We start from the raw sequence: 11201 nt of genomic DNA, 5'->3' as shown, positions 1-11201 counted from the left end.
CCTGAAGGCGGGCGGCGCCTATGTGCCGCTCGATCCGGCCTATCCGAGCCCACGGCTCAACCAGGTGCTCGCCGATGCCGCCCCCAAGCTGCTGCTGGCCGATGCGGCCGGACGCGCCGCCCTCGGCGCCGAGGCGCTCGCCAGCCTGACGGCGGTCGACCTCTCGGGCGGCGCGCGTCCATGGGCCGGCCAGGGCGCTGACGATCCCGACCCGCGCGCGCTGGGGCTCACCCCCCGCCATCTCGCCTACATCATCTACACCTCGGGCTCCACCGGGACGCCCAAGGGCGTCATGGTCGAGCATCGCGGAGTGGTCAATCTGGGGCTGGCTCAGATCGGACTGTTTGGCGTTGGTTCAAGCAGTCGAGTGGTGCAGTTCGCCTCCTTGGGTTTTGATGCCAGTGCCTGGGAAATGATTATGGCGCTTGGCTCCGGCGCCGCCTTGCATTTGCCTGCGGATGAGCTCCGCCAGGCGAGTGCCAGGCTATCGCATTATCTGCGAAGCCAAGCTATCACCCACGCGACGCTGCCTCCGGCCTTGCTTCAGGAAAGCAGAAGTGCGGAATATTTGGCGTCGCAAGCTCTCATTCTTGCTGGAGAGCTGCCGAAGGCCGAACTCATCCGTCGCCTGCCTGCAGCATCTGTTATCAATGCCTATGGACCGACGGAAACGACAGTCTGTGCAACGACCTGGACTTGCCCCGATGACTTTGACGGGTCAGTTGTCCCGATTGGCCGTCCGATCGCCAACACGCGGATCTATCTTCTGGACGCTCATGGTGCGCCGGTGCCGTTGGGGGCGGTGGGCGAGCTCTATATCGGCGGGGCCGGCGTTGCGCGTGGCTACCTGAACCGGCCGGAGCTGACGGCCGAGCGGTTCATCGCCAGCCCGTTTGTGGAGGGCGACCGGCTGTACCGGACCGGCGATCTGGGGCGCTATCTGCCGGACGGCAATCTGGAGTTTTTGGGCCGCAACGACGAGCAGGTGAAGATCCGCGGCTTCCGCGTCGAGCCGGGCGAGGTCGCGGCGCGGCTTTGCGAGCACGAGCTTGTCGGCGATGCGGTGGTGGTGGCGCGCGCCGATCGCACCGGCGGCCAGCGGCTCGTCGCCTATGTGGTGGCGAAGCCGGCGGACGGATCGGGCGAGGCCGATGGCGCGCAGCTTGCTGCCTCCTTGCGCGCCCATCTGGCTAGCCTGCTGCCCGACTACATGGTGCCGTCGGCCTTCGTGCGGCTGGACGGGCTGCCGCTGACACCGAACGGCAAGCTCGACCGCCAGGCGCTGCCGGCCCCCGACGACGAGGCCTATGCGCGCACCGCCTATGAAGCGCCGCAGGGCGAGGTCGAGACGCTGCTGGCCGGGATCTGGCAAGAGCTGCTCGGCCTCGAGCGCATCGGGCGCCACGACAACTTCTTCGAGCTCGGCGGCCACTCGCTGTTGGCCGTGCAGCTGCTAAGTCGAGCTTCAAACCTCGGGCTGAAGTTTAGCGCCAGCGATCTCTTCCGGACACCCATTCTGAAGGAGCTTGCATCGAAGCTCAATTGGGAACCACAACCAAGTAATCCGGGAGTGATTTCCATTCGTCCGGCGGGATCGCAGTTGCCGCTCTTCTTTTTTCCGACAGGGTTGGGAGACTGTTCCTATGCCGTCAAATTGGCGAGCGAAATGGACATAGACTGTCCTGTCTATGCGCTGCCATGGCCGGATTTCGATGAACTTTATCCACCAACTCTCGAAGAAATAGCCGCGCAGGCAATCGAAGTGATGAAAGAGATCCAGCCGTTGGGGGCTTATCGCCTCGCGGGATACTCATCAGGCGGGATCTTGGCTTACGCAATTGCGCAGCACCTGTTGAGGCTACGCGAAGCTGTTTCATTCATGGCGTTCATCGATGTTACGCTACCTGCAAATGGCTCGAGCATATCGCCCATCCAGGTGGTCAACGAACTGGTTCTGGAACGCCTCGAATCGTTGGAAGATGAGTGCTTCGCAGAGCTTGAACGCTTCGCTGAACAAAGCTCGATTGCTCAGCTGCTTGAAAAGGCGCAGCAAATTGGAGCGATCCCTTCAAAAGGCGATCTCCGAGACGAAGTGCTAATGTATGAAAAAATCGCTCGGTTCCACGGGGCGCTGCAGCGGTACCAACCTCCTTCCCTGCCAGTTGGAATACATCAGTTTTATGCCACTGAAATTCGCCCCCTTCGTGGCGCACGCGCCAAGAGTTCAATAGATCCAAACGCAACTTCGCCCATGCGGGGGTGGGACCGGATCTTAAGTGCGGCGCCTATTTATACCGTGCCGATTCCTGGCGACCACCTGACCATGGTGACCATTCCAGAAAACCGTCGGGTTTTGGCTCGAGCCATTTCGATGGCATTAATCAATTCACGTAGAACACCGGGGGGTTCCGTCGCAAACTCCAGCTGAGGTCGCCAAGGCAGGTTGAGCGTCAGGCGGCCCTCATGCTGCGTATTCCAATGAAACCGGACAGTGATTCCGAAACGAAACCGGACGCTTATTCCGATTAAATACCGGACGCGATTCCGAGGCGAAGCCGGACGGCTTAGAGCGCCTCAGGGTCATTTTTGATATTTGTCGACGAAGTCGTTTCCGGTCAAGCGGCAGTTGCGTCTGCGACTGGCAGGACCCTGTGTTTGCGCATGCTTTCGCCGGAGAGTTCGATGCGATAGGCGTTGTGAACGAGGCGGTCCAGGATGGCATCGGCGAGGGTTGGGTTCGCGAATGCTTCATGATGCACCTTTCCTTGATCGCCTGGTCCGTTGCAGTCGGCGTTGAGGCAGCGAGGATGGCGAACTGCTCGGCGATCGACGGACTGGGATTGTAGGCATACTTGCCTGTCGCTTGCGCATCATGTGGATCATCTCGATGCCGGACAAGGATGATGGGGGCGCTCGCATGAGACTTGAAGCCGAGCATGCAGCGGATGCGGCGCTTGATGCGCCGGTGATCCTGTTCGATCCGGTTGTTGAGATACTGGCTCTTTCAGATCCGGATCGGCTTGAGCTGCCGCCGCGAGCGATCCCGCAGCCGGCTTTCCGCGTCACAGGAACGGATCGCCTCGCGATTGGTTTGGCTGCGGTCGATGACGATGCGCTCGGGGCGGCCATGACGCTGAAACGCCTTGCGCAGAAAGCGTTTGGCAGCCACCAGGTCACGATGTTCGCTGAAGAAGAACTCTACCGTGTCGCCGACGCTATCGATTGCACGGTAGAGATACATCCATTGCCCGCGAACCTTGATGTACGTCTCGTCCATATGCCACTTGCCGGTGACGGTCCGCTGCGCCGGTTGAAGCGCTCCAGCAGTTGCGGCGAGAAGCGGACGACCCAGCGATGCACTGTGGAATGATCGACGCTCAGGCCGCGTTCGGCCATCATCTCTTCCAGATTGCGCAGGCTGAGATTGTAGGCCAGGTACTAGCGCACGCACAGCAGGATCACCGACTGGTCGAAATGACGGCCCTTGAACATGACAAGCTCCTCGGAAACTGAAGAGCCTCCATGCCCTCGATTTCATTACCGAAGAGCTTGCAACAGATCCCGAAGCCCTGGTCGCCGTGAAGTCGCCGTCCGAGTTTCTCGAACTGCAGACCGTATTCCTGCGCAAACAGATCGAGAAGTCCGCCCAACAGTCCAAGGCCCTCCAGGCATTGATGTTGAGAGCTAGCGAGGATATGTCCAAGCCAATCAAGGATGCCTTTGAGAAGACCTCGAAGGTACGCAAAGCGGTCTGATTCCTTAAGGCAACCCGAGACCCAAAGTCAGTACCTTGTCCACGGGGGCACCTGGCGCTGGTCTTCTTCCATTTGGTCGGACGGCTTTGTCTGCCCGACCGCATCGCAGTGATGTCGTCCTCACGGTTTTCCGCGCGTCTTGGCCTCTAGGTCCGGTGCATCAGTCGCGATTCTCCCCGCTGTAGCGGACAAGCCGCGCGATTTGTTCACGCAATGAGGTGGTGCACGGCAAGTCGGGGAAGGTCGCCGTCTCGACAATCGCGCTACGATCTGGGGCGACGGCACCGCGCTCGCGGAGCACCCACACTCGTGCAGGTCATCGAAGAGCGGCTTGATCACTTCCTGCCGTATCGCCGAATTGCCCCCTTGGCTGCTCCATTGTCGAATATCTGACAAATTGCGTCGAAGCAAACAGATAGAACCGAGCCGCACGTCCAAGATGCGGATAATACGACACTTTTTTGAGTTGGCATTGCATTTGCTTAAGTGACGTTAATTCCAGGAATTCCTGGCCCGCCTGATCGGCAAAGATGGTCTGTGGCAAGGGGTCGTACGCTGCGACGATGGAGTTAAGAAAACTGGTTCCGTCGCAAACTCCAGCTGAGGTCGCAAGGGCAGGTTGAGCGTCACGCGGCGCTCATGCGGCGAGCATTTCGAACTGCTTGGCAATGAGGGCGTGGGATTGTTGGCAAACCTGGCCTGTCGTTTGCGCATCATATGAACCATCTCGATGCCCGAGAGGATAGTTTCGGCGGTTGTGGTTGACTTGAAGCCGAGCATGGACCGGACGCGGCCCTTGATGCGCCTATGATCCTGTTCGATGCGGTTGTTGAAATACTGGCTCTTGCGGATGCTGATCGACTTCAGTGCTCGTCGCGATCGATGCCGCAGGCGATTCAAGATCGCAAGGTCGGATGGCCTCGTGATTGGTCTGGCTGCCGTCGATGGCGATACGTTCCGGCCTGCCATGGCGCTGCAGCGCCTTCCGTAAGAAGCTTTTGGCCGCCGGCAGGTCACGGTTCTCGCTGAAAAAGAATTCGACCGTATCGCCGAGGCTGTCGATAGCACGATAGAGATACATCCATTGGCCTCGAACCTTGATGTAGGTTTCGTCCATGTGCCATTTTCCAGTGACGTTCCGCTTGCGCCGGTTGAATCGGTCCAGCAGCTCAAGCGAGAAGTGCACGACCCAGCGGTGGACAGTGGAATGGTCGACGTGAATGCCGCGCTCGGCCATCATCTCTTCCAGATCGCGCAGGCTGAGATTGTAGGCAAGATACCAGCGAACGCACAGCAGGATCACGGATCGATCAAAATGGCGGCCTTTGAACATGACAAACTCCCGGAAAAAAGAGCAAGCATCATTCAGCAAATGACCTTTCCGAAAAGTTTTGCGACAGAACCGAAAAAGATCCCCAACGAACTGCTCGGAAGGTTCTGGCACTCCGCCCAGGTTCATTCTCGAGAGTCCGACAATACCCCAAATGTCGGAAAGCCCTGGCTTGGTGATCCAAAGATAGGAAGCACTTTGTATGCGGTCCGCCGCCGCTGCTTATCGACGCCCGAGTCGATCAACTCCAAGGCCAAGCTGCATTGGCTGAGCTTCTCATTCGAAAAGCTCAAAGGGACCAGATAGAATGGAGACTATCACCATTGATCAACAGAACATCCTCGTCGGCATCCGTCCAATACAACCGGCCGACGACTCCACCTTGTACGCTTCCGAAGTTACCTCGTTGGGACGCGCTGTTACCAAAGTTCGCCGCCAAAGCGGTGCTGCAAGAGTAGTCGCCAGAACACTCCTTGGCCAACTGGGATTCCCACCACTGCCGATCTTAAAGACGCGCTCTGGTGTTCCGATCTGGCCACCCGGCGTCGTCGGATCTTTGGCGCACCACGATATCGTAGCAGCCGCCGCCATTGCAGGGACGAAAAGGATTGCGGCTCTCGGCATCGACATTGAGCCTAATGAGCCACTGCCGGAGAACCTGATCGAATTGATTGCCACCCCTAACGAGCAACGCATGTACGATCTACATCTGCTCAAGCGGCGGGACCTCTTCGTTTTGAAGGAGGCGGTATATAAGGCGCTTTTTCCACTGTACAATCATTTCATCGAATTCCAGGACGTGGAAATTGATATCTCTGCGCGATTAGGGTACGTGTCGAAGGCAAATTGCACGTTTTCGCTCGAGTTACTTATTTCCAACAATGTAATCGGGTTGGCATATTCACGGCCGACGTGCGGTGACCTTGCCCCGCTGATCTAATCCGGTTGACGTTCGTTCTGGCCCATCGAGAGGACCAGGACATGAAACGTAGCCGCCTTTCTGAAGAGCAGATCATCGGAATTTTTGAAGGAACATGAGGGGCTCTGTCGCAATTCCGGGATGTGGACGGGGGCATTCGACAGCAGCGCCCGATTGATCGTAAGCGGTCAGCCGATAACGTCAGGCCTAAAGTTCCAAGGCATGAGCATTTCGATCTCGGATGCCGGCCATCCTTGAGCGATGCGGGTCAAGGTCTGCGAGAGCCAGTCGAGCGGATCGACGCTGTTCATTTTGCAGGTTTGCAGCAAGGTGGCTACCGTCGCCCAGGTTCGTCCACCGCCTTGGCTGCCGGCGAATAGACTATTCTTTCGCGTGATCGTCTGGGGCCTGATTGCACGCTCGACGATATTGGAGTCGATTTCGATGCGACCGTCCATCAGAAAGCGTTCCAGCGCCTCCCGCCGGGTGAGCGCGTAGCGGATCGCCTCGGCGGTCTTGGATTTTCCGGAGACCTTCCCCAGTTCCGCTTCCCATAGATCGAAGAGGCTCGCGACCATGGCCACGGATTTTTCCTGACGGAGCGCGGCGCGGCTTCCGGCATCCTTGCCGCGAACCTCGTCCTCGACCTTCCACAATTCGGTCATGGCGATGATCGTTACCGTCGCGGCCTGCGAGATCCCGCTAATATGCAGGTCGTAGAATTTGCGCCGCAGGTGAGCCCAGCACCCGGCGAGCCGGATTGATTCATTGCTGCCGGCTTTGGCCCGTGCCTTGACCAGGTTGGTATAGGCCGAGTAGCCATCCACTTGCAGGATACCGCTGAACCCGGCGAGGTGGCGCGCCACGCAATCTGCGCCTGTGCTGTCCTCAAAACGATAGGCAACCATTGGCGGACTGGTTCCGCCATAGGGTCGATCATCCCGTGCGTAGGCCCATAGCCAGGCTTTCGTGGTTTTCCCGGAACCGGGGGCAAGGGTGGGCAAGGTCGTCTCGTCGGCGAAGATCCTTTCGCCCTCCTTCACACGCTCGAGGATGTAATCGGCGAGCATCTGCAACTCGAAGCCCAGATGCCCCGTCCACTGCGCCATCAGCGACCGGCTGATCTCGACACCGTCGCGCAGATAGATCGTCTCCTGCCGGTAAAGCGGAAGGCCGTCGGCGTATTTCGACACGGCGATGTAGGCGAGCAGCCGCTCCGTCGGCAGGCCACTTTCAACGATGTGCGCCGGCCGACGCCAGAGCCTGGACCACGCCGTCACGGCCCCGGAAAGCGTATTTGGGACGGCGCGTGACGATGACCCGGAACTTCGGCGGCACGACGTCCAGCCGCTCGGATCAGTCCTCACTGATCAGAACCTTTTCCAGCCCCTTGCAGTCGCCAGGGATTTCCGGCTCGATAACTTCCTCGATGCGTTCGAGGTGGGCAGCAAAACCCTTGCGCGGACGCGGGGCGCGCTTCGGCTTGTTTCCGACCGCGCGGTCGAGTTCGCTCCGGATTTCAGAAAGGCCGGTCTCGACCTCTTCGAAGGCAAAGGAGGCCTGCTCGTCGTCGATGGCCAGGCGTAGCCGCTCGGAACGCGTGCCATGTTGCGTGCGCTGTAAAACTTTCAGGATCGACGTGAGATTGGCGATCCGCTCGTTGGCGCTCCTCTCGACGGCCTTCAGCCGGGCGACCTCCGCCTCGGATGCTGCGATCCGAGCTTCGGCGACTGCGATCCGGGCCTCTCGCAGCCTGCTCGCGAGCCATGGAAAGGATCATCGCCTTCAGCGCATCAACGTCGTCGGGAAGGGCAAGACCCGGTAGAACCATGGCAAGCAACAGAGCACAAAAACAGCCGCTTTCCCAACCGTTCCAGCCGCATGATTCATCTTGCCGCAGGCCGGTTTCAGCCCGTCGATAACGGCCGCCTGACCCTGGCCGGACGGATCTTTTTCCAGTCTAACCCGGCCAGAAGCGCCATCAGCTGGGCGTGGTCGAGACGCATGCGCGCGGCCGATATCGCAGACCAGCAGAAGCTGTGATCTTCCAGAGTCTTCGAATAAAGACAAACCCCGCTGCCGTCCCACCACACGATGCGAACCCGGTCCGCACGCTTCGAGCGGAACACGTGAAGCGCCCCCGAGAACGGGTCCAGGCCGCCATCCCTGACCAGCGCCATCAAAGATGCCGCGCCCTTGCGGAAGTCGACAGGCTGGCACGACACGTAAACCACCACACCGGAAGCGATCATGCCTTGCGAACCGCGCGGATGATCCTCGCCAGGCGATCGGGATCAACATCGCCGCCGGCGCGCACCACGGCATCGCCAATGACGATTTCCACCATGTCGCTGCCCATCGCTTCAAAGCGCGTGAACTTCGCCGGCTTGCTCGCTGCCTCCGTCAGTGGCGCAACCATGCCCGACGAAAGCGCCTTGCGGCGCCATGCATAGAGCTGCGAGGGGTCCAGCCCCTCGGAACGCGCAACTGCCGACACATTACCCCCTGGCGAGAAGGCTTCGGCGACAAGCCGTGCCTTCTCTTCGTCCGACCGATGGCGCGGCTTGCGTCGGGACGGCACAGGCTCCGCCGTCAAAATCTCGAATGTTCGATGATGGCTCATACTGTCGCTCACAGGATTCTCCGCATGATTCATGCTGAAAATGAGCGATCAACCGCCTGCACGCTACGTGGGGATGCCTACGCGCTTACGATCAAGGTCGTGGCCGGCCAGCACAAGACGAGGTTCCGCGGCCGCGACCGTGTCGGATGGGCCTTCACCTTCGCAGCCGCTGCCTACAATCTGGTGCGACTGCCAAAGCTCATGGCGGAGACCGGCTGATGGCCAAGGTTCCCGGCTTCGCCAAGGCCTTTGCCGGCCGCTGGCGCATCGTCGAGATGGATGTTTGGGATAACGACTCCCTCGATCTCGTCGAGGAAGCGCATCTGACATTCAAAGGCTCGGCGGATGGCGAGATCGCCTTCGGCGCACTCAAGGGCTTCCTCGATGTCCGATATGGCACCCGCGATGGCTCAGCATGCGCGGAATTCTCGTGGGAGGGGCATGATGAGAAAGACCCAGCCTCTGGCCGCGGCTGGGCTGTCTTTGGCACTGCAGGCCGCCTCGTCGGCCACTTCTACATCCACAACGCCGACGATTCAGGCTTCGTTTGCGAAAGAGCCTGAATTCTTCAACAGCCTGTTAGAACTGTCAATCCCGTACTTCCCGCGGGTGACGACTGGGGTTTGATGCGTAACGTTCTATTGCGAACAGGCAGGAGAGCGGCGATGATACAAGCGCACGTTGTTACGAGCGACAACAGGCATCTCTATGAGTTAGAATTCGAACAATTCCTGCGCCGACGACATGATATTTTCGTCAGACAAAAGAACTGGCGCCCAGAAAGCCCAGATGGTCGGGAGATCGACGAGTTCGATACGGACGCGGCGACCTACATCCTTGGACTGGAGGATGGCGACGTAGTCACGTCGGCCAGGCTGATACCCACTAGTCAGCCGCATCTGGTTTCTAGGATTTTTCCACAGATGTGCGAGCGCACTGGAGTTCCCAGCCGGCCTGATTGGGCGGAATGGACCCGGACCTATGTTGTCCCTGCTAAGCGCAGCGCATCTCGCCGCGGCACTCTGGCCAAGTTGTGTTGCGCAGTAATGGAATTTGCTCTCGAAGAAGGGATCTCGGCGGTCGGAGGCATCCAGGAAACGTCTTTCATGTCGCACCACCGAGTTCTCAAATGGCAGGTCACGCCGCTCGGTCTCGCGCGGGATATCGACGGCGACACCTGCGTTGTGGCTTACATTCAGGTTAATGACGAAGCCCTCAAAAACGTTCGCCGCTTGCTTGGGATCGACGCTTCGCTTCTCGTTAGGCGGGGTCCGAGGAGGCCTTTCGTTCAGGCGGCCGTCAGCCTCCAGCAGGTGGGCAACATTGTCCGGGAAACGAAGCAATCATGGAGTGAAGCGCTCGGTGAACGCGCAGCGTTGAGAGGCAGCTCCTTCACGCCCCTTTCTCGTTGTGAATCATGAAAGGAACAATTCCGAACAAACAAAAAGAGATCGGACCACAATGCGCATTACTCTACTCGGCGAATTTGGGATATCGGTAGACGACCGCCGTATTCGCTCTGATTTGGGGCGAAGCGGCCAGAGGATGGCCGCACTGCTTTTTGCCTTCCCGGGACGAATCTACCGCCGGGAGCGAATTGCGGATCTCTGCTGGCCAGAACTCGATCCCGAGAGGTCACGGGCCGCCCTTAACTCCGCCCTTTGGCGTTTGAGACAAATTCTTTGTCTCGATCCGTCAAGCAACCGGGGGCAAAACCTCCGGTCTATTGGCTCGGACATTGTCCTCGAACCTCAGCCATGGCTTGAGGTCGACTCTTGTGTTCTCGCCAACACAGCAAATCAAGTCGGAAATCAGATCGAACTCTCTCAAATTCCATGCCTAAATTCCATGAGATCAGCGATCGACTTGTATCATGGACAATTTCTGGAGAAAGAGGGTTGCGAGCACTTTGTTGCAGAACGCGACCGTATTCACAGCTGCTTTGTAACACTATCTAGCATCGCCTTAGAACGGTATGCCTCAGTGTCTGCCTATTCTGACGCTATTTCTATTTGTCGAAAAGTATTGATGTTTGACCCATTCCATGAATTGTTCATTCAGATTCTAATTGCCCTGCTTTTTCTGAACGAACAACGAGCCAGTGCAATAATATTCTATGAGAAGTGGAAGAAGGCGCTCCGCACGGAGATCGGTGTCGATCCGATGCCAAAAACGGCAAGAGTCGGACAACAAATTAGAATTTGCCAGAGTCCCGCAGAGATTGATGAAATTCGGCAGGTACTTTTCCCGGTGAACAGGAATAATGGATCTTGGTAGAACTTATGAGACCTCTGCGCGAAAGCATTTTCGTTGATTTTGTTGATTTTTTTGGCTTCCACGGTACTGATACCAGCGCCGACGTGGTCGGCTGTGTCTTCTGACGCTCTCGTGTAAGCATTAGTGGAGCGTTGGTGCATAGCGTTGGTGCATGGATCCTTTGTCAACGGTTTGGCGATAGGCAGGCAGGATCAAAATCAGCTTGATGCGAGTGCCATGCCGTACAAACACAACGCAGATCGTCGTCATCACGTGGGAAAGATGAAATTCAGGGTGACGAATTGGCGTGACTACGAA

The 11201-nt window shown here is 58.4% G+C and carries 9 protein-coding genes and 5 pseudogenes; 8 read left to right on the top strand and 6 right to left on the bottom strand.

Translation table 11 applies throughout. From position 1 onward, the window contains the following. Positions 1-2428: non-ribosomal peptide synthetase (locus NKI49_RS32545; protein ID WP_352695913.1), on the top strand; the 2428-nt coding region annotated here is incomplete at its 5' end. Between the two features lie 187 nt (positions 2429-2615). Here NKI49_RS32545 and NKI49_RS32540 read toward each other — a convergent pair. Further along, positions 2616-2753, bottom strand: a pseudogene (locus tag NKI49_RS32540) (ATP-binding protein); the annotation flags it as partial. A gap of 44 nt (positions 2754-2797) precedes the next feature. Next, a pseudogene (locus NKI49_RS32535) lies at positions 2798-3435 on the bottom strand (IS6 family transposase); the annotation flags it as partial. A gap of 74 nt (positions 3436-3509) precedes the next feature. On the opposite strand from NKI49_RS32535, the gene NKI49_RS32530 reads away from it, so the two are divergent. Further along, a complete protein-coding gene (locus NKI49_RS32530; RefSeq protein ID WP_352608230.1) occupies positions 3510-3755 on the top strand; it encodes a phasin family protein in 246 nt (81 codons plus the stop codon). A gap of 637 nt (positions 3756-4392) precedes the next feature. On the opposite strand, the pseudogene NKI49_RS32525 reads toward NKI49_RS32530, so the two are convergent. Beyond that, positions 4393-5088: pseudogene (locus NKI49_RS32525) on the bottom strand (IS6 family transposase). Here NKI49_RS32525 and NKI49_RS32520 point away from each other — a divergent pair. Next, positions 5071-5391: a hypothetical protein gene (locus NKI49_RS32520; RefSeq protein WP_352608232.1), complete on the top strand. Its 321-nt coding sequence runs from the start codon at positions 5071-5073 to the stop codon at positions 5389-5391. The pseudogene NKI49_RS32525 and the gene NKI49_RS32520 overlap by 18 nt on opposite strands. A gap of 1 nt (position 5392) precedes the next feature. Next, entirely contained in the window at positions 5393-6025 is a 633-nt protein-coding gene (locus NKI49_RS32515) for a 4'-phosphopantetheinyl transferase family protein (RefSeq protein WP_352608226.1), read from the top strand. A 167-nt stretch (positions 6026-6192) separates the two neighbouring features. Here the strand turns inward: NKI49_RS32515 and tnpC are convergent. From tnpC to NKI49_RS32500, 3 genes and pseudogenes are all read right to left on the bottom strand, one after another. Next, positions 6193-7835: pseudogene (gene tnpC / locus NKI49_RS32510) on the bottom strand (IS66 family transposase). Positions 7836-7911: 76 nt separating this feature from the next. After that, positions 7912-8256, bottom strand: coding sequence for an IS66 family insertion sequence element accessory protein TnpB (gene tnpB, locus NKI49_RS32505; RefSeq protein WP_023693549.1), 345 nt, complete (start codon positions 8254-8256; stop codon positions 7912-7914). Beyond that, positions 8253-8639, bottom strand: coding sequence for a transposase (locus NKI49_RS32500; protein ID WP_352608224.1), 387 nt, complete (start codon positions 8637-8639; stop codon positions 8253-8255). Before NKI49_RS32500 ends, tnpB begins: the two co-directional genes overlap by 4 nt. A 78-nt stretch (positions 8640-8717) precedes the next feature. Between NKI49_RS32500 and NKI49_RS32495 the strand changes: the two are divergent. The 4 genes and pseudogenes from NKI49_RS32495 to NKI49_RS32480 all read left to right on the top strand — a co-directional run. Beyond that, positions 8718-8846, top strand: a pseudogene (locus NKI49_RS32495) (IS5/IS1182 family transposase); the annotation flags it as partial. Continuing rightward, a complete protein-coding gene (locus tag NKI49_RS32490; RefSeq protein ID WP_352608222.1) occupies positions 8846-9190 on the top strand; it encodes a hypothetical protein in 345 nt (114 codons plus the stop codon). The pseudogene NKI49_RS32495 and the gene NKI49_RS32490, both read left to right, overlap by 1 nt. Before the next feature lie 102 nt (positions 9191-9292). Next, positions 9293-10048 (top strand): acyl-homoserine-lactone synthase, encoded by a 756-nt coding sequence (locus NKI49_RS32485; RefSeq protein ID WP_352608220.1) that lies wholly within the window; start codon positions 9293-9295, stop codon positions 10046-10048. A 124-nt stretch (positions 10049-10172) separates the two neighbouring features. Next, complete coding sequence (locus NKI49_RS32480) at positions 10173-10904, top strand: AfsR/SARP family transcriptional regulator (protein ID WP_352608219.1); 732 nt, start codon at positions 10173-10175, stop codon at positions 10902-10904. Positions 10905-11201: the final 297 nt, after the last annotated feature.

It is taken from the genome of Mesorhizobium sp. M0587 (assembly GCF_040320945.1).
Classification (GTDB): Bacteria; Pseudomonadota; Alphaproteobacteria; order Rhizobiales; family Rhizobiaceae; genus Mesorhizobium.
The sequence above is the reverse complement of the archived record's forward strand: the minus strand, read 5'-3'. Positions and strand labels throughout refer to the sequence as shown.